Genomic DNA, 18,530 nt, shown 5'->3' on the forward strand with positions numbered 1-18,530 from the left:
ATGGTGGGTGAGTGGGGGCTCGAACCCCAGACCCGCTGATTAAGAGTCAGCTGCTCTACCAACTGAGCTACACACCCAAAGCGACAGGGCCGCGAGAACCGCGCGGCACGTCGGATGGCGGGTGTATATAGTGCGTCGCCCTTTCGCGCAACGGTTTTTATGACAATTTTTTATCATGGCAGCGTCATGGCAAATGCAGCCTCGGAAAAATCCGGCATCACCGGAAGGAAACCTCATGAACGAGGCCCGAAAGGCAACTTTCAGAAACATCTGCGATCTTTTGCGCAATTTTCGAAATTAAGGCTTGACCGGTCATATCCACCTCACTAGGGTGCGGCGCATCAAGACCGGGGCAGACGTGACGGGATTGAGCCAGCCTGTTGACGCCGCTTTCATTTCGGTTTCTCTCAGGTCGGTGGGACATTCCCGGCTCCGGGAGGTTTCTGATAAACGTCAATCCAGGCCTGACGGCCTGCAGCATCAAAGGACCGGGACGACATGGCTATGTCGCTCATTCTAGTAGTAGTAGGAAAGCGCGCCTCCGCGGCGGGATGAACCCCGTACGGACAGGATGGCGCGCGACCAAGGCTCCCAAAGGGGCCTTTTTTTGTACCCGCCTCCTGACTTCGCCTTTTCTACCTCTGCCCGGATCTTTGACGCCGCATGCGTCGGGCCAGACAGACAGTGTTGAATCAGTCCGCGCCCAATCGGGTACGGATTGACAGAAGAACAAACAGTTATGTGAGCCAAAGCCTGACGAACAGGCGAGAATGCAAGGACGAAACGAATGACACGGGAAATGACCGGCGCCGAAATGGTCATCCAGGCGCTGAAAGACCAGGGAGTTGACACGATCTTCGGCTACCCGGGCGGTGCAGTGCTTCCCATTTACGACGAGATCATTCAGCAGGAAGGTCTGGAGCATATTCTCGTACGGCACGAACAGGGTGCAGGCCATGCCGCTGAAGGCTATGCCCGCTCCACCGGCAAGCCCGGTGTTGCCCTGGTCACTTCCGGCCCCGGCGCCACCAACATGGTGACCGCGCTGACCGACGCGATGCTGGATTCCATTCCGCTTGTCTGCATTTCCGGCCAGGTGCCGACCCATCTGATCGGCAACGATGCGTTTCAGGAATGCGACACGGTCGGCATCACCCGCCCCTGCACCAAGCACAACTGGCTGGTGCGCGACGTCGATGACCTGCCGCGCATCCTGCACGAAGCCTTCTATGTCGCCACCTCCGGCCGTCCGGGCCCGGTTGTCGTCGACATTCCGAAGGACGTTCAGTTCGCGACCGGCACCTATCAGGGACCGACGCCGAATCCGGCCGCCGCGCACAAGAGCTACCGTCCGCAATTGAAAGGCGATCCCGCCGGCATCCGCATGGCCGCCGAAATGATGGCCGCCGCCAAGAGGCCGGTTCTCTATACCGGTGGCGGCGTAATCAATTCCGGCCCGCAGGCCTGCCAGTTACTGCGCGAACTGGTGTCGCTGACCGGTTTCCCGATCACCTCCACCCTGATGGGCCTCGGTGCCTATCCGGCCTCTGGTGACAACTGGCTCGGCATGCTGGGCATGCATGGCACCTACGAAGCCAACATGACCATGCACGACTGCGATCTGATGATCTGCATCGGGGCCCGCTTCGACGACCGCATCACCGGCCGGACTGACGCCTTCTCGCCGAATTCCAAGAAGGTCCACATCGACATCGATCCGTCTTCCATCAACAAGACGATCAATGTCGACCTGCCGATCATCGGCGATGTCGCCCATGTTCTGGAAGACCTGGTACGGATCTGGCGGTCTTCGTCGCTGAAGTCCGACGCCAAGGCCATGAAGGACTGGTGGACACAGATCGATCAGTGGCGGGCCCGCAACTCGCTGGCCTACAAGCCGAACAACGATGTCATCATGCCGCAGTATGCGATCCAGCGGCTCTATGAACTGACCAAGCACCGCAAGACCTTCATTTCCACGGAAGTCGGTCAGCACCAGATGTGGGCGGCCCAGTTCTATGGCTTTGAGGAGCCGAACCACTGGCTCACCTCCGGTGGCCTCGGCACCATGGGGTACGGCCTGCCGGCCGCCATCGGCGCTCAGGTTGCCCACCGCGACGCGCTGTGCGTGGACATTGCCGGCGATGCATCGATCCTGATGAACATTCAGGAAATGTCGACCGCCGTTCAGTTCGGCCTGCCGGTCAAGGTGTTCATTCTGAACAACCAGTACATGGGCATGGTGCGCCAGTGGCAGCAACTGCTGCACGGCAACCGCCTGTCCCATTCCTACACCGACAGCCTGCCGGACTTCGTCAAGCTGGCCGATGCCTATGGCGGGGTTGGGTTCCGGGTCGAGAAGCCCGGAGATCTGGACGGAGCCATCGAAGAGATGATCGCCGTCGACAAGCCGGTGCTGTTCGACTGCCGCGTCGCCAATCTGACCAACTGTTTCCCGATGATCCCCTCGGGCAAGGCACATAACGAAATGCTGCTGCCGGATGAAGCCAACGACGAAGCTGTCGCCAACGCCATCAGTGCCGAAGGCAAGTCGCTCGTTTGAGGTGAAGAAGGCAAAAGGACTTTAAGACAATGAACGCACAGAATGTTGATGCGCCTTCCGCCTACTTCCTGGCTGAAGTCAGCAATGAAATCGAAACCCATACCCTATCGCTCCTCGTCGACAACGAGCCGGGTGTCCTTGCCCGCGTGATCGGCCTGTTCTCCGGCCGCGGCTACAACATCGACAGCCTGACCGTCTCGGAGACCGAGCACGAGAAGCACCTGTCCCGCATCACCATCGTGACCACCGGTACGCCGATGATCATCGAGCAGATCCGCCACCAGCTTGACCGGTTGGTGCCGGTCCACCGGGTGACGGATCTGACTGTCCGGGCCAAGCACGCCAATCAGGACAAGCCGCTGGAGCGTGAACTCGCCCTGGTCAAGGTGGCAGGCACCGGTGAAAAGCGCCTGGAGGCCCTGCGCCTTGCAGATGCCTTCCGCACCACCGTGATCGACGCGACGACGGAACACTTCGTCTTCGAGATCACCGGGCGGACCTCCAAGATCGAGCAGTTCATCTCGATCATGAAACCGCTTGGCCTTGTCGAAGTCTCCCGCACCGGCGTCGCCGCCGTTCAACGCGGACCGGAAGGCCTTTAAGAGATCGAATTCTGATCACCTGGCCCGCCGCACCCTGTGCGGCGGGCTTTTTGTTTTCTCGTTGATGTTGAGGCACGGCACACTTCAGGCCCGGGACGCTTCCGAAACGCCATCATCCCGCTTACTAACGCTGAACAGTCTTGCTCCCGGCAACGTGTTTCTTGGCAACAGCGGCAAGTTTGCCTACATGCAACGAACACCTGAAGACCGGACAGAGCCTGCCCATGCCCTTCGACCTCAACACCTATCTGGACCGCATTGCCCTGGAGACATGCCCGGCGACCCTCGACGGCTTGCGAAGCCTGCAGGCAGCCCAGATCAGCGCTATCCCGTTTGAAAACGTCCTGCCTTTTCTCGGCAAGGTTCCGGACCTTGACCGGGAAAGCCTCTGGCAAAAACTCGTACAAAACCGCTGTGGCGGTTACTGCTTCGAGCTGAATTCCCTGCTCGGCGACGCACTGGCAGCCGTCGGTTTTTCTTCCCGGCAGATTCTGGCGCGGGTGCGCATGGGGGCAGCGGAAGGCGGAGCCCGTTCCCATCTTGCCTTTGTCGTGACCGTCAACGGCACCGAATGGCTGGTCGATGCCGGCTTCGGCGGGCAGGCCCCGGCCGAGCCGGTACGCATTTCCGAGGAAGACCAGCAGATCCGCGATCAGGTCTACCGGATCCGCTTTGAAGTCACGTCAGGGGAGCATGTGCTGGAACGACAGACCGAGGAGGGCTGGTTTGCGCTTTACGGCTTTGACCGGGTCGACGTCCGCCCTGCCGACATCGAAGCATCCAATTTCCTGTGCGCTGCCTCGCCCAGGCAATCCTTTGCCGGCAGCATGAAGTTCTACCGGCTGACGGATCGCGGCTTCATCAGCTTCCTGGACGGCAGGGCCCGGTTTGTCGGCGGCGGCAACAAGCGGGAGTGGCTGATCGAAGAAGCGGAAGACCTTGGCCGTTTCATGCGCAACGACCTTGGCCTCGGATATGACGACGACACGGTCCACGCCATTGCCCTGCGATTGAAGGATCTGCGCCGTTTCGAATGAATTGGGGGCAACAGAACCACAATACCAAGAGGCCTGCGGCATTTCCACAGGCCTCGCCTTCCCTAAAGCTTGCTCTCGATATTGATCGTCAGCGTCTTGCGCAGCGGTGCATCGTCCGGTCCGATCATCGGCGCGACGTGGTGCCAGGAATTGTAGGTCTTCACGAACAGGACACACTGGTTTTCCTCGAACGGGAAGGTCTTCAGTGTCTCGACCTGATCGAGCGGCATGGCCTTGTTGACGTGGTTGAAAACCTTGGTCCGGTCCTTGGGCAGACAAACCGCCGTGCCGCCGCCCCATGCGTGATCCCAGGAGCCCGGCTCCATCATCGAGAGAACGAGTGTGATCAATTTGTGCGGAGCGTCGGTGTGCGGAAGGATCTGTCCGCCATTGGCGGGCATCATCGAGAACTCGAACCGCGCGCTCACTTCGGTCTTGCGCCGGATGCGGCTCAAGACACTTGCCTTCCGCTGGCCGTCCTTGGAAATGACTTTCAGCCGCCGAAGGCCAAGGTCGACATTGTTGGCTGACAGCATATCCAGAACATTATCTATGAACTCTTCAGACTTCACATGGTCGTAGAACGCCTTCCAGGCCCGCGATCCGGAAAGGAACGCGTAATAGTTTTCCGGGTTGTTGATATCGGACAAGGAGTATTTGTGTCCGAGATTCGGCATGTATTTGAACAGAGCCTTGTCCGGATAGCTTTTGACGAGTTCCCGATAGGTATCGGACGGCAAAACGTCTTTTACATAGCAGACAGGATAAGGCTCATAATCAAAATGAGGCCCGTTCAATTTCAACATGGATCGGGGTACCTGCTCTCGCTTGGTATTGGATTTCAGTCAAGCAGCCGGTTGGAGATCCGGCCAAAACGCGCCCCCCGGTGGTTGTGTGGCACAGGCTACAACCTGTCAGCAACCTGTTTTCTCAACACCGGAGTGACAAAACGCGCGTGGGGCGGCATGCGTTCCATCGGAACGTCACCCTAGACGCGACGTGAACGAGCGCGTATACGACACGCGCGCTGTTAGCGCCCTCCCGGCGCGATTCAAACCAATCAGACCAAAAGGCATTTCGCCATGATTCACGGTCTCTCCCGGCCGAAAAACCAGATCCGCTGGCTGCTGCTGGAAGGCATTTCGCCGACCGCGCGCGCGGTTCTTGAAAAACACGGTTATAACAACGTGGAAATCCTGTCCGGTGCCCTGGAAAAGGACGCGTTGATTGACAAGTTGCAGGGCGTGCAGATGCTCGGCATCCGCTCCCGCACCCAGGTGACCGAAGAGGTTCTGGATGCAGCCAAGAGCCTTGTGGCCGTCGGTTGCTTTTCCGTCGGCACCAACCAGGTCGACCTCAAAGGCGCGCTGACACGCGGGATCCCGGTGTTCAATGCCCCCTTCTCCAACACGAGATCCGTGGCCGAGCTGACCGTCGCCGAAATCGTCATGCTGATGCGCGGCATCTTCCCCAAGTCCACCGCCGCCCATGAAGGCCGCTGGATGAAAAGCGCTGCCGGTTCTCACGAAGTCCGCGGCAAGACGCTCGGTATTGTCGGCTACGGCAACATCGGCACGCAATTGTCGAACCTGGCCGAAGCCATGGGCCTTCGGGTGATCTATTTCGATCTGGTCGACAAGCTGCAGCACGGCAACGTGATGCCGTCCGAGAGCCTCGACGGGCTGCTGGCGGAATCCGACGTTGTGTCCCTGCATGTTCCCGACACGCCGGAAACGCGCAACATGTTCGGCGCAGATCAGATTTCGAAGATGAAAAAGGGCGCGTTCCTGATCAACAACGCCCGCGGCAAGGTTGTCGATATCGACGCTCTGGCCGCTGCGCTGAAATCGGGCCATCTGGCCGGCGCGGCTATCGACGTGTTCCCGGTCGAACCGAAGTCCAACAAGGACGAGTTCCTGTCGCCGCTGCGCGGTCTCGACAACGTCATCCTGACACCGCATGTGGGCGGCTCGACGGAAGAAGCACAGGACCGGATTGGCGAGGAAGTCTCCAAGCGGCTGGTGGAGTATTCCGATGTCGGCTCCACCATCGGTTCCGTTTCCTTCCCGCAGGTACAACTGTCCAAGGGCACGGAAGCAACGCGCTTCATCCAGGTGCATCACAACGCCCCCGGCGCCATGCGCACGCTGAACGACCTCTTCACCCGGCATAATCTCAACATCTGTGCCCAGTACCTGCAGTCCCATCTGGACATCGGTTACGTGGTGCTGGATGTCGACAGCCCGGTGGAAGATCCGGTCAGCATTCTGGAAGAGATCCGCAGCCTGCCCAACACCATCCGGGCACGACTGCTCAACCGGGTCTGATCGCCCGGCCTTCAGAAACGACAAAAGCCCTGGAGCGTTTCCAGGGCTTTTTCTTTTTCAAATGCTTTGGCCTAGCAGATTGGTCTAATCCACCGTGACAGGACTGAAGACCCGGTTGCGGCCCTGTTTCTTGGCTTCATAGAGCCTCAGGTCCGCCTGCCGGAACAAGGCTTCCATGGTGACACCGTCTTGCGGCGCGCTGGCCAGACCGATGCTGACCGTCACCTTTTCCGGAAGATAGATCTTGCTGAAGCGCTCGATTGTCTTGCGCAGACGCTCAGCCAGGGTAGTCGCGCCCTCCACCGGAAGTTTCTCGCACAACAGCACGAATTCCTCACCGCCAACCCTGTAGAGATGGTCGTCGGTGCGCAGATTGTCGGCCAGAAGCCGGGCGACTGTCTTCAGGATCTCGTCACCCGCCTGGTGGCCATGCCGGTCGTTCACCTGCTTGAAATGGTCGATGTCGATCACCAGCAGCGACAAGGGCCGCTTTTCCTCAATGTTCTTAGCCAGGATCTTGGGCGCCTTCTGGTCGTACTGGCTGCGGTGCAGGGCGCCGGTCAGATGGTCGCGAATGGAGGCTTCCAGGAGCTTGTGATAGCGCTCCCGGTAGGTCAACACCTGAAACACATCCTTGAAGGACCGGTTGGTGAGCCAACTGCTCTCGTCGTCGAAGTACTTCAGATAGAGGATGAACAGCGCCGTATAGACCAGCACCGCCACCAGCTTCGCCACCCAGCCGCCGATGAACACATGCCAGGGCGCACCGGAGACATAGTGTAGCGCCAGGAAAAACCCGGCCTGATCGAAGGTCAGCACCGCCGCGCCGCAGATCAGGAATCGCAGGCCCAGGTGACGTCCGCCCCAATTGCCGATCCGTTCGTAAAGAACGATGATCGCGATTGCATCAATGAACAGCAAGACGGTGCCCCAGACCATCAGCAATCCCATTTCGTCGATAAAGGCGAAATCCGGGTTGCGGCCGTCCGTAACGGAGATCGTCTCGTGGTTCCGCAGGATCATCACCAGCGCGACGATCAGGAAATTACCGATCAGGAGCCCATAAATGGGCTGACGCACGACCAGCGCATCTTCCCGGATATAGAGCAAGAGGATCATCAGAAGCTTGCCGGAAAAAAGCACCGTCGATCCCGGGGAGACGATGCCGAACGGCAGCTCAATGTAGAAAACACTGGCGAGATAGGTTTCCAGGAAGTGCATCACGCCAAGGGCGCACATGAACACGCCAATACCGATCACCTGACGCGCCCTCAGCAGGCTCATCATGACGGTAAAATAAACGGCTGCCTGGGCGAAGAGGAGGAGCGCGTTGGTTATGGCCATGAATTATCCGGTACTTTTCTCGTTCGGAGTTCTCGATGTATGCATTGATTCTCGTCCTGATCGACACCGAAATCGGCTTCAACCTGGAACGCAATCGTCAGATTCGGGGCCCCCTTTCGGCTTGTCTTAGAGGAATCGGCAGGACCTGAAAACCTCGTCGTAATACTGTAGTGCGACCTTGTGCGGGTTCGCCAAAGCCTTCTGCCCATGCGTAAATCTCTAGTCGAAACCCGACGTTGCCTGCGAAAGCACCAAGACAATGGACCCCATAACAAGCCACAGGCAGTCCCCTCCCGCCATTGCGGACCGACTCGTTAATCTGCCTGACAATCTGCCCGACAATCTGATTGTCTTCGATGGCATCTGCGTTCTGTGTTCCGGCTTTGCCCGCTTCGTCGCAAGGCATGACCGGACGGTTGGCTATCGGTTTGTCGACGCACACTCGGAAATAGGACAGGCACTTTACCGGCTTCACGGGCTCGACCCGCAGAAGATGGAAACCAACATCGTCATCCGTCATGGCCGGGCCTACACCAAAATGGCTTCCTTCACCGCAACGATGAGAAGCCTCGGCTGGCCCTGGAAAGCTCTGACGATCCTGGAACTTCTGCCGCGCAGTTTCTCAGACTGGACGTATGACAGGATCGCTGGAAACCGCTATCGCCTCGGCCGACGCGCCTGCCCTCTGCCCTCCGCAGCCCTGAGGGAGCGGCTCCTTGGCTGAGCCTTCTTCCAGGAAGCGGATCGTCATTCTCGGCGGCTATGGCGTTTTCGGCGGCAAGCTGGCCGAAGCTCTGCTGAGGCATGAGCATCTGGAGGTAATCGTTGCAGGCCGCAGTCTGCAAAAGGCCGAAGCTTTCTGTCGCCACCATGGCGGCACTGCCGCCGTTCTGGATCGAACTTCACCGGATTTCGCGGCGCCCCTTCGGGCCCTTCGCCCCTTCGTGACCATTGATGCCGCCGGACCGTTTCAGGCCTACCGGACAGCCCCCTATGCCGTTGCAGAAGCCGCGCTGGCCGCCGGCAGCCATTATCTCGACCTCTCCGACGACGCCGGCTTCACCAGCGGCATTGCCATACTCGACGAGAAGGCACGCGCAGCCGGACTGAGCGTGCTGTCAGGCGTATCCAGCGTACCGGCCCTCTCCTCGGTTGCCGTCGAAGCTCTTCGGGAGGATTTCTCCCAGGTCGACCTGATCGAAAGTGCGATCCTGCCCGGCAACCGAGCCCCACGTGGCCTCTCCGTCATCGAAGCGATCCTGGCGCAAGCCGGGCAGCCTGTTGCGGTCTACCGCGATGGCAGGTGGGTACAAGTCATCGGCTGGTCCGGCCTCTCCCGGCGCCGGATAGGCCCTGAAGGCAGCAGCGGTCTTGCAAGGCGCTGGTCAAGCTTTATCGGCGCACCTGATCTGGCCCTTTTTCCCGATGCCTATCACGCCCGAACCGTGCTCTTCCGGGCAGGACTTGAACTGCCCCTGCTGCATCTGGGCCTCTGGGGGCTTTCCTGGCTGGTTCGGCTTCGTCTTGTCAGGTCCCTTGAGGCGGCAGCGCCACTGCTTCGAACCGCCGCCGGATGGTTCGAACGGTTCGGTTCCGACCGCGGCGGGATGGAAGTCCGGGTTGCAGGCCTTGGCAGGGACGGTATGCCTTTGGCCGCAAGCTGGACGCTGATCGCAGAAGCTGGCGACGGCCCACATATTCCGGCCGTTCCGGGCGCTATCATGTGCAGGCACTTGTGTGAAGGCGATGTTCTCCCGGGCGCACGGCCCTGCCTGGGGGAATTTTCCCTGTCAGACGTCAAGGACGCCACCGCGCATCTGAACGTCCACACGTATAGGGCAACACAGTCTGCACCGGTCCTGTTTCAAAAGGCACTCGGGGCCACCTTCAACGCACTGCCCGCACCAATCCGGGCCCTTCACACGGTGCACGACCGCAGTCAATGGGCGGGCGAAGCAAGGGTCACCCGCGGCACCTCCCGGCTTGGCCAGTTGCTCTGCCGCATTGTCGGCTTCCCGCCCGCAGCCGATGCGACGCCGGTGACGGTGACCATCGAACGGCAGGACGGGAAGGAACGCTGGCTGCGCAACTTCGGTGGCAAGACCTTCCGGTCCGTGCTCAGCCTGTCTGGAGCACCTGGATCCGGTGTGGTTCAGGAACGGTTCGGGCCAACCGCGTTCAACATCCACCTGAACCTGAAAGACGGCGCCCTCGCCTATCCCGTTCGCAGCGGCAAGCTGTTTGGCCTTCCCTTGCCACGCTGGTTGCTGCCGGTGAGCGAAGCTGTCGAAGTCGCTCCGGACGGCACCTTCCGCTTCAACGTCGAAATCTCCCTGCCCGGCCTCGGGCGGATCGTGCGGTATCAGGGCTGGCTGAAACCGTCTCCAAGGCAATCCGCGTCGCAAAACCAAGGAAAAGAGCAATAAAAAACATTGTCTCTAGTGACAATTCCTCGTTTGACTTCAACGGCTTTTGACACAATCTTGCAATCCTGACCCAGTCTCTTAAAGCCAGATCAGAACCGCTTTCACCGGACTATCAACCATGCCTGCCGTTTCTCGCCTTTCCGTCAATGTCAACGCCATCGCCATGCTGCGCAACCGCCGTGATCTGCCCTGGCCAAGCGTGACCGGCCTGGCGGCCATCGCGATGGAAGCGGGCGCCAAGGGCATCACCGTCCATCCCCGTCCGGACGAACGGCATATCCGCAAGACGGACGTGTTCGAGCTTTCCGAGTTGATCGAGGACAGGTTCCCGAACAAGGAGCTTTGCCTGGAAGGCTACCCGGCCCCCGACTTCATGAAGCTGGTGGAGGACGCGCGCCCTGAACAGGTGCTGTTCGTGCCGGACGACCCGCAGCAGACGACCTCGGACCACGGCTGGGACTTTTCGAAAGACACCGGCGCCCTGGAAACGGCGATTGCCGCTGCCAAGGAATGGGCCGTCACGGTTTCTCTCTTCTGCGATCCGGATCCGGCCGCGCCCGAACACGCCGCAAGGCTCGGGGCCGAGCGCATCGAGATCTATACCGGGCCCTATGGCGCCTGCTACGACGACCCGGCACGCGCCGAGAAGGAACTCGACAAGATCGTCGCCACGGCGGAAGCCGCCAAGGCCTGCGGGCTTGGCGTCAATGCCGGGCACGATCTGACCGTTGAAAACATCCCTGCCCTGATGGCGCGCGCGCCCTTCATTCGGGAAATGTCGATCGGCCATGGTTTCACCGCCGATGCGCTGATCTACGGCTTTGCCGAAAGTGTCGCGCGCTTCCGCCGGGCCATGGGCGAGATCTGATGAACGGCACCTTGCAAAAGCAGGTCGCGTTTCTTCTGGAAACCGACAAGCTGAAGGAAGTGGTCCGGCTCAACCAGCTCACGTGCGGTGCCCGGCGCGAGACGACGGCCGAACACTGCTGGCACGTGATCCTGCAGACGCTGACCCTTGCCGAACATGCCCCGGCCGGCACCGACATCAGCCACGTCGTCAAGCTGCTCGCCGTACACGACCTTGTGGAGATCGATGCTGGCGACCATTGGGTCACCGACGACAACAGGGCCGGAATCAAGGATCTGGAGCAGGCCGCTGCCAGCCGGCTGTTTGCCCTGCTTCCAACCTCCCAGGGACTTGATTTCAAGGCCCTGTGGCTGGAATTTGAGGCCAATGAAACGCCGGAAGCCAAATTCGCCAATGCCATGGACGCCCTGCACCCGATGGTTTTGGTCTTTGCCTCTGGCCTGGACGATCCGACCCACGAGCCTATTTCCGCAGAAGCCTTGAGACTGACCAAGGAATCCCGTCTGTCGCCCTTCCCCGGTCTTTGGGACTTTGCCCAGGACCTGCTGAATCAGGCCGTGCGTGACGGCAAGCTCCTGCCCTGAAGCACCCCTGAAACACCTCTCCGGCTGCATTCCGCAGCCTATTTCTTGAGAACCGAAATGCCGATAGATCTTTGGCTCCTCTTCATTGCCGTCTCGCTTCTGCCTGCCGTCAGCCCCGGCCCGGCGGTCATGCTGGCCATTTCCAACACGCTCCGCTTCGGCCGCAACGCGACCCTTGCGTCGGCCGCGGGCAACGCCACCGGTCTGGTGATCCTGGGCTACGCCGTCGCCCTTGGCTTCGGCGCCCTGATGGCAGCCTCAGCCGTGGCCTTCACGGTGCTGAAGATTATTGGCGCCGCCTATCTGATCTTCATCGGCATCAAGATCTGGCGCGACAAGTCGGCCTTTCATGTGGAAGATGGCGTCCTGATCGCGCGCAAGAGCCCTAGAAAACTGTTTCTGGAAGCGCTGCTGGTGTCCATCACCAATCCGAAAGCCATTCTGGTCATCACCGCTCTGTTCCCGCAGTTCATGCGGGCCGACGGCATAGATCTCATGGAGATCTCGGTGCTGTCCTTCACCTATGCCGCCCTGTGTTTCGCCAACCATGCCGCGATTGCCTATGCAGGCGGCCATATGCGCCGCTTCCTGACCTCCGCAAAACGGATGCTCTGGGTGCGTCGGGTCACAGGCACGCTCTTTGTCGGCTTCGGTGCGGCCCTGGCAGCCGCCAGCCGGTAAACCGGAACACGCAAGAAGGCGTTCGGGGGATCACGCGAAGGGGCGAATCCGATAGGCTCGCCTCTCGACACCCTCAGCCGGACCGATCCCTTGCCTTTCAGGATCCTTACATTTTGCGGCAGTCTTCGTGCCGCATCGTCCAATCTGGCCCTGCTGAGCGCAGCAGAACAACTGGCGCCCGACGGGCTCGTTCTCAACCGCTATGACCGCATCGGCGATCTGCCGCATTTCGTGCCGGATCTGGATATTACAGACCGCCTGCCGGAAATCGTCATCGAGCTGCGCGAACAGGTTGCACGCGCCGACGGGCTGCTGTTCGCCGTGCCGGAATACATGCATGCACTGCCTGGCAGCTTCAAAAACACTCTCGACTGGATGGTTGGCTGTCAGAAGTTTCCCGGCAAGCCGGTCGCCCTTGCCCACGTCACCTCCCGCCACGCCTTTGCCCCGGTTCAGCTGGAAGAGATCCTCCGGACCATGTCTGCCGAAATCGTCAGCGAAGCCGGATTTTCGCTTGGCCTCACCAGCAATGCCATCACCCCAGAGATGATCTGTACGGATGCCTGCCTTGCCGCGATCGTCACGCGACACCTGGACCGATATCAAACCTGGCTAACGCGAGAGCGTGGCTGAGTCCCCTTCGGAAATGCAGCCCGCCTAGTCTGCCGGATCGATCACCAGAAGAAGCCGCGGGCCACCTGCCGGGGTTGCGGCCGGAGACCGGTGCAAGAGAGCGGTTCTTTCGCCGCAAGACCATTGCCGGCCGCGAAAAACGGCAACGCCTCCAGGCGGCACCTGACGGATGCGGCCAGTCTCCTCGGCAACATTTTCCGGAACATATTCCGTTCCCGGCCCGCGATAGGTGCACAACAACCGGGCGCGAACATTGTCCTGGTGGAACTTCGGACACATCACGTCTTCCGAAACATCCAGCCGCAATCGCAGCAGACGCACTGTCAGCGTCTTTGCCAGCATCAGGGCAAGTGCCCCGACATCACTTGCCAGCATATCCCTCTCCTGACACGCAGGAAGTCCATGGCTCTCGCAAGCCGACCTGACAGCCACCTCTGCCAGATGCACAGGCACCACCGTGCGCAGTTCCGGCAGGTTGTCTTTCGGCAAGGCATTCATCCACCTCTGAAATTCGGGATCCGGCGTTCGCCGCCAGATAGCGGCGGCGATGCCCGGATCGCAAATGTCAGCGAGGATGTCCGGATCCCGGCCGATAATCACATCCCGCGCGGCAGGCCCGTTCGAAAAGGCGTCCACCTTCGGTTCCAGCGCTGTCATGCTGCGCGGTCCGCATGGCGGAAGGCAGGAAAGGGATCCGGCAGTTGCGCAAAGGCCGATAGATCGTTCCCCGCGTTTTCGCCGATCAGGCACGCGTCGAGCCGGCTTTTCAGAAGCGGCCAGTCGATGCCCGCACCGATGAAGACAATTTCCTGCCGACGGTCGCCAAACGGCTCGACCCAGAGCGACTTCGCATAGGCTCGGGCGCGGTCGTCATCCGGCCAACGCTCCTTCGGCACCGACGCCCACCAGGTGCCAAGCGGACTGATGCTGGAGAGCGCCCCGGCCAACGAGAACTCGATCACCCACTGCGGTCGGCTGCCGATCCAGAAATGGCCCTTGGCGCGGATCACGCCCGGTAACTGCCCGTTGAGCAGCTCATGGATCTTTTCCGGATCGAATGGCCGCCGTGCCCGGTAGACGTAGGAGGCAACGCCATATTCCTCGGTTTCGGGAATGTGGTCGGCAAAGCCGTAAAGCTCCTTGGCCCACATCGGGTGTTCATGAGCCTTGTCAAAATTGAAGAGTCCCGTGTTCAGGATGTCGGAAGGCGAGACTTCCGAGTAGTCGGTCTCGATGATCTTCGCATCCGCGTTGAGACTGCGGATGATCTTGCGCGCTGCATCCACCTGCCCGGCCGACGCGGCGCCCACCTTGTTGAGAACCACCACATCGGCAAACTCTATCTGGTCCGTCAGGAGATGCACCAGCGTGCGTTCGTCCTCCTCGCCCAGCGTCTCGCCCCGATCGCTCAGGAAATCATGGCTGGAGTAATCCTTCAGTAGATTGACCGCATCGACCACCGTCACCATCGTGTCGAGCCTTGCCACATCGGCGAGGCTATCGCCGGCTTCGTCTCGGAATTCGAAGGTCGCTGCCACCGGCAACGGTTCGGATATTCCCGTTGATTCAATAAGCAGGTAGTCGAACCGCCCTTCACCAGCCAGGCGGCGAACCTCGTTCAGCAGATCGTCGCGCAAGGTGCAGCAGATGCAGCCGTTGGACATCTCGACAAGCGTTTCCTCGGTCTTGCTCAACTCCGCACCGCCAGCCCGTACCAGGTCTGCGTCGATATTCACCTCCGACATGTCGTTGACGATTACAGCCACCTTCAACCCGGAACGGTTGTTGAGAATGCGATTGAGCAAGGTGGTTTTTCCCGCTCCAAGGAACCCGGACAGAACGGTTACAGGCAGGCGTCGATCGGACATAAGGCCTCCAGCAAGTTTGATATGTTATGTTATTACATATCAAGTCTGTACTTTATTGCCGGTGACCAAGGCAACCGTTTTTTGAACTAGGCGATCGATGCTAACTGGCGGCAGGACAATGGAAGGGAATTCCAGGCAGCAGATCCGGGGCGTTCATCAGTTCCCGGGTCTGCGAGGCGGGCAACCAGGCGACCAGGAGAGCCGAAATATTTCAGAATGGCAGTGGCGCATTGTCCGTCACTTCTTTCATGACGAAGAACGTACGGGTCTGGCGCACGCCCGGCAGCGCGATCAGTTTTTCGCCGTGCAGCTTGTTGAAGTCCGTCATGTCCCGCGTGCGGATCTTCAGGAAATAATCAAAGTCGCCCGCCACCAGATGGCAGTCGAGAACGAAGTCCGCCTTGCGAACGACCTCTTCGAACTCCGCAAAACTTTGTGGCGTCGACCGGTCCAGCACAACCCCCACGATGACAAGGGCCGACCTGTCGACCTTTTGCGGATCGACGTGAGCGTGCACACCTTGAATGAAGCCCTCGTCGAACAGGCGCTGTGTCCGCCTGTGACACGTGGCCGGGCTGACGTTCACCAGCCCCGCTAGTTCGGCATTACTGAGACGGCCATCCTGCTGCAGCAGCTTCAGAATTTTGCGGTCGATCCTGTCCAGCTCATCAGCCATGAAAGATTCTTTCATTTTTTCGGCATTTGTTCGATCAATTTTCAATTATTAACCACTTAGACTTATCAATAACAGAAAAAATTGACCGAAATTCGAGAGCACCTTTCTGAAATTTTCTGCAACTCTCAATGGATCATCAATCTATCCGGTGCGCTCCATGAATCTCAGCAAGTTTGAACGTTACCCCCTCACCTTCGGTCCGACACCGATCGAACACCTGCCCCGGCTTTCCGAAGCGCTTGGCGGCAAGGTCGACATTTATGCAAAGCGGGACGACTGCAATTCCGGCCTTGCCTTTGGCGGCAACAAGCTGCGCAAGCTGGAATATATCGTGCCCGATGCCATCGCTTCCGGCGCCGACACGCTGGTGTCCATCGGCGGTGTCCAGTCCAACCACACTCGCATGGTCGCGGCGACCGCTGCCAAGATCGGCATGAAATGCGTCGTGGTGCAGGAAAAGTGGGTACCTCACTATGATGCCGTCTACGACCGGGTCGGCAACATTCTGCTGACCCGCCTGATGGGCGCGGATTCCCGCCTGGTCGAAGACGGCTTCGACATCGGCATCCGCCAGAGTTGGGAAGACGCCATGCAGTCCGTGCGCGACGCAGGCGGCACGCCTTACGGCATTCCCGCCGGTGCGTCCGTGCACAAGTACGGCGGCCTTGGCTATGTGCGCTTTGCCGAGGAAGTGAAGCAGCAGGAAGAAGAGCTTGGCTTTACCTTCGACTACATCATCGTCTGCGTGGTCACCGGCTCAACCCAGGCCGGAATGATCGTTGGCTTCGCCGACCAGAACCGGGCCGACCGCGTGATCGGCATCGATGCCTCCGGCACGGTGGACCAGACGCGTGCACAGGTCCGTCAGATCGTCGACAACACAGCCTCCCTGGTGGAGCTTGGCCGCGCGGTGCGGGACGACGAGATCGTGATCAATCCCGATTACGCCTACCCGGCCTATGGCGTTCCGTCTGAAGAGACCAACGACGCCATCCGGCTTGCCGCCAAGACCGAGGCAATGATCACCGACCCGGTCTATGAGGGCAAATCCATGCAAGGCATGATCGACCTGGTCAAGCTGGGCAAAATTCCAGCCGGGTCGAAGGTGCTCTACGCACATCTGGGCGGCGCGCCTGCCCTCAACGGCTACAGCTACTACTACAAGGACGGCTGATCCCGGTCAGACCGGCCGTTGCGCGATCGCACCGGCCGGTTCCCGCGGCCTGACAGGCCCATCCCAAGGCCTGTCAGCTGCGCGCCTTGCAGTCGAAAGACGTGCCCTGCGGCCATTCGACCATGGCCTCGTCTCCCTTGCTCCAGAACAGAATGCCGAAGTCCCCCTCGTAGCGTGCGCCGGATCCGCTTGGGCCCTGCACCACAATCTCCGTCGTGTCGCCGCGTTCCAGCCGGGCAGACGGTGGCTCCGTGTCGAAAAACGTCGCGACGATCTCGTCGGCCGGATTATCGTTGCAGGTGTAAAAGACCGGGGCCTGTCCCTTGATCAGTTGATAGCGCGCGGTCAGCTCCGCGATCCGCCGTTCATAGGCCGAGCGGACGCAGGAGAGTTCGTCGTCGCTCTTCCAGCAGTCGTCGCGCCCCTTCACCCAGCCGCGCTGATAGGCCTTCAGCGTGTTGAGCTCTTCTTCCGCGCCCGCATCCAGCGACTTCACGACGCCGACCGCGCCTTCATAGACATCCGCCAGTTTCTGATCCAGCGCTCCCAGATCGTCGTTCGAACAGACCAGCTTTTCAGCCGAACTTTCCGCTTTCGCGCAATCGAAGGCCGGACCGGCAGCCCAGGCCGCCGGCACAAAGCCAACCGCAGCAACAAAGAGACCAAGACCAACTGTCAAACCACGCATGAGACCACCTCCCGAAAGACCTGTAGCAACAGATCTAAGGGATCTCAGGTTGATGGCAAGGTTGGGATGGACGATAGCTGTGCACCAACACGCTTCACCGGATGGTTTCCAGCTCCTTCCGGTTGGAACGGCGCCCAACCGGTGAAGCGTGCGCTTTTCCGGCGAAGGGGCCTCAGGCGGCTTCCGCCCGTTTGAGCTGCTGGTGCTCGTCCTCGACAAGTCCGATTTTCCAGTAGCCGGAGATGTAGGTGTCTGCCTTGGGGACTTTCCGCTCGTTGTGAAGGTAATCCCGAAGCGCCCGAATGACGGAGCTTTCACCTGCAATGCAGGTCTGGATGGTTCCGGCAGGCCATTCCAGGGACTTCACAAGGTCAACCTGCGCAGTTGACGGCACATGTGGACGCTCCTGGATCAACCACCTGATTTCAACGCCTTCAGGGGCTGCAATGTCGCGCCGGTCTTCTTCCGTAGGCACTTCAAACAGCACAAGCCCTCTTGCATCGCGGGGCATTGCTTCAAGCGTCGCTTCGACAACCGGCATCGCTGAAAGGTCCGCTGCCAGCAGATACCAGTCGGCATGAAACTCGGTGATCTTCGGCTGGCTGGGGCCCATAAAGCCCAGGAAGTCGCCTTCCGCGGCTTGCTGAGCCCAGCGCGTTGCCGGGCCTTCGTCGCCGTGCGCAACAAAATCGATATCGAGTTCGAGCGCCTCCTTGCGGAAGGATCGAACGGTATAGGTGCGAACCGGATGAACACGTTCGGATGGTCCGTCTGGTCCAAAATACGCTTCAAAGGCCTCTCGGCTTTCACCGTCGCGCGGCAGCAGCAACTTGCAGTTCGCACCCTCGTGGCCTTCCGGAAAGCCCTCCAGTTCGGGACCTGCAAAGGTGACACGGATGAGATTGGGGCTGAGGTAGCGCGTCGTCTTGACGGTTAGAAAGCGGGGCTTGCGTTTCGGTGGAGTGGCCAAGGGGCACCTCATAAATCTTGAGTAATAATCTCAAGATTTAACATCACCGAAAGCCGATTTAAAGATCCACCTTTTGGAAAAGTCTTTCC

The 18,530-nt window shown here is 59.9% G+C and carries 18 protein-coding genes and 1 tRNA gene; 11 read left to right on the forward strand and 8 right to left on the reverse strand.

Going from position 1 to position 18,530, the window contains the following annotated elements; all coding sequences use genetic code 11:
• Window position 1 precedes the first annotated feature (1 nt).
• Window positions 2–77: transfer RNA gene (locus SIAM614_RS05900), tRNA-Lys, on the reverse strand.
• Between the two features lie 710 nt (window positions 78–787).
• Here SIAM614_RS05900 and SIAM614_RS05905 point away from each other — a divergent pair.
• The 3 genes from SIAM614_RS05905 (at window position 788) to SIAM614_RS05915 (ending at window position 4,202) form a co-directional block, all read left to right on the forward strand.
• Complete coding sequence (locus SIAM614_RS05905) at window positions 788–2,563, forward strand: acetolactate synthase 3 large subunit (protein ID WP_006932837.1); 1,776 nt, start codon at window positions 788–790, stop codon at window positions 2,561–2,563.
• A gap of 29 nt (window positions 2,564–2,592) precedes the next feature.
• A complete protein-coding gene (ilvN, locus tag SIAM614_RS05910) occupies window positions 2,593–3,165 on the forward strand; it encodes an acetolactate synthase small subunit (RefSeq protein ID WP_006932838.1) in 573 nt (190 codons plus the stop codon).
• A 224-nt stretch (window positions 3,166–3,389) separates the two neighbouring features.
• Window positions 3,390–4,202, forward strand: coding sequence for an arylamine N-acetyltransferase family protein (locus tag SIAM614_RS05915; RefSeq protein WP_006932839.1), 813 nt, complete (start codon window positions 3,390–3,392; stop codon window positions 4,200–4,202).
• 62 nt (window positions 4,203–4,264) lie between these two features.
• On the opposite strand, the gene SIAM614_RS05920 is transcribed toward SIAM614_RS05915, so the two are convergent.
• Window positions 4,265–5,008: a hypothetical protein gene (locus tag SIAM614_RS05920; RefSeq protein ID WP_040439335.1), complete on the reverse strand. Its 744-nt coding sequence runs from the start codon at window positions 5,006–5,008 to the stop codon at window positions 4,265–4,267.
• A gap of 276 nt (window positions 5,009–5,284) precedes the next feature.
• On the opposite strand from SIAM614_RS05920, the gene serA reads away from it, so the two are divergent.
• Entirely contained in the window at window positions 5,285–6,529 is a 1,245-nt protein-coding gene (gene serA, locus SIAM614_RS05925) for a phosphoglycerate dehydrogenase (protein ID WP_006932841.1), read from the forward strand.
• 84 nt (window positions 6,530–6,613) lie between these two features.
• Here serA and SIAM614_RS05930 read toward each other — a convergent pair whose 3' ends face one another.
• Window positions 6,614–7,873 (reverse strand): GGDEF domain-containing protein, encoded by a 1,260-nt coding sequence (locus tag SIAM614_RS05930; RefSeq protein ID WP_006932842.1) that lies wholly within the window; start codon window positions 7,871–7,873, stop codon window positions 6,614–6,616.
• Window positions 7,874–8,132: 259 nt separating this feature from the next.
• Here SIAM614_RS05930 and SIAM614_RS05935 point away from each other — a divergent pair, with 259 nt between their 5' ends.
• The 6 genes from SIAM614_RS05935 (at window position 8,133) to SIAM614_RS05960 (ending at window position 13,065) form a co-directional block, all read left to right on the forward strand.
• A complete protein-coding gene (locus SIAM614_RS05935; protein WP_006932844.1) occupies window positions 8,133–8,597 on the forward strand; it encodes a thiol-disulfide oxidoreductase DCC family protein in 465 nt (154 codons plus the stop codon).
• Window positions 8,590–10,299 (forward strand): SDR family oxidoreductase, encoded by a 1,710-nt coding sequence (locus tag SIAM614_RS05940; RefSeq protein WP_006932845.1) that lies wholly within the window; start codon window positions 8,590–8,592, stop codon window positions 10,297–10,299. The genes SIAM614_RS05935 and SIAM614_RS05940 overlap by 8 nt, the downstream gene beginning before the upstream one ends.
• Before the next feature lie 118 nt (window positions 10,300–10,417).
• Complete coding sequence (locus tag SIAM614_RS05945; RefSeq protein WP_006932846.1) at window positions 10,418–11,167, forward strand: pyridoxine 5'-phosphate synthase; 750 nt, start codon at window positions 10,418–10,420, stop codon at window positions 11,165–11,167.
• The gene (locus SIAM614_RS05950; protein ID WP_006932847.1) at window positions 11,167–11,751 is read left to right on the forward strand and encodes an HD domain-containing protein; all 585 of its coding nucleotides are present in this window, start codon (window positions 11,167–11,169) and stop codon (window positions 11,749–11,751) included. The genes SIAM614_RS05945 and SIAM614_RS05950 overlap by 1 nt, the downstream gene beginning before the upstream one ends.
• Window positions 11,752–11,808: 57 nt before the next feature.
• Window positions 11,809–12,432, forward strand: coding sequence for a LysE family translocator (locus SIAM614_RS05955; protein ID WP_006932848.1), 624 nt, complete (start codon window positions 11,809–11,811; stop codon window positions 12,430–12,432).
• A gap of 90 nt (window positions 12,433–12,522) precedes the next feature.
• Entirely contained in the window at window positions 12,523–13,065 is a 543-nt protein-coding gene (locus SIAM614_RS05960) for an NADPH-dependent FMN reductase (protein WP_006932849.1), read from the forward strand.
• A 24-nt stretch (window positions 13,066–13,089) separates the two neighbouring features.
• Here SIAM614_RS05960 and SIAM614_RS05965 read toward each other — a convergent pair whose 3' ends face one another.
• The 3 genes from SIAM614_RS05965 to SIAM614_RS05975 form a co-directional block, all read right to left on the reverse strand.
• Window positions 13,090–13,722, reverse strand: a complete 633-nt coding sequence (locus tag SIAM614_RS05965) for a DUF1826 domain-containing protein (RefSeq protein ID WP_006932850.1) — start codon at window positions 13,720–13,722, stop codon at window positions 13,090–13,092.
• Entirely contained in the window at window positions 13,719–14,933 is a 1,215-nt protein-coding gene (locus tag SIAM614_RS05970) for a GTP-binding protein (protein ID WP_006932851.1), read from the reverse strand. Before SIAM614_RS05970 ends, SIAM614_RS05965 begins: the two co-directional genes overlap by 4 nt.
• 211 nt (window positions 14,934–15,144) lie before the next feature.
• Complete coding sequence (locus tag SIAM614_RS05975; protein ID WP_040439337.1) at window positions 15,145–15,624, reverse strand: Lrp/AsnC family transcriptional regulator; 480 nt, start codon at window positions 15,622–15,624, stop codon at window positions 15,145–15,147.
• Between the two features lie 142 nt (window positions 15,625–15,766).
• Between SIAM614_RS05975 and SIAM614_RS05980 the strand changes: the two genes are divergently transcribed.
• The gene (locus SIAM614_RS05980; RefSeq protein ID WP_006932853.1) at window positions 15,767–16,783 is read left to right on the forward strand and encodes a 1-aminocyclopropane-1-carboxylate deaminase; all 1,017 of its coding nucleotides are present in this window, start codon (window positions 15,767–15,769) and stop codon (window positions 16,781–16,783) included.
• 73 nt (window positions 16,784–16,856) lie between these two features.
• Here SIAM614_RS05980 and SIAM614_RS05985 read toward each other — a convergent pair whose 3' ends face one another.
• A complete protein-coding gene (locus SIAM614_RS05985) occupies window positions 16,857–17,471 on the reverse strand; it encodes an MliC family protein (protein ID WP_006932854.1) in 615 nt (204 codons plus the stop codon).
• A gap of 172 nt (window positions 17,472–17,643) precedes the next feature.
• Complete coding sequence (locus SIAM614_RS05990; protein ID WP_006932855.1) at window positions 17,644–18,441, reverse strand: siderophore-interacting protein; 798 nt, start codon at window positions 18,439–18,441, stop codon at window positions 17,644–17,646.
• Window positions 18,442–18,530: the final 89 nt, after the last annotated feature.

This window comes from Roseibium aggregatum IAM 12614 (genome assembly GCF_000168975.1).
GTDB lineage: Bacteria > Pseudomonadota > Alphaproteobacteria > Rhizobiales > Stappiaceae > Roseibium > Roseibium aggregatum.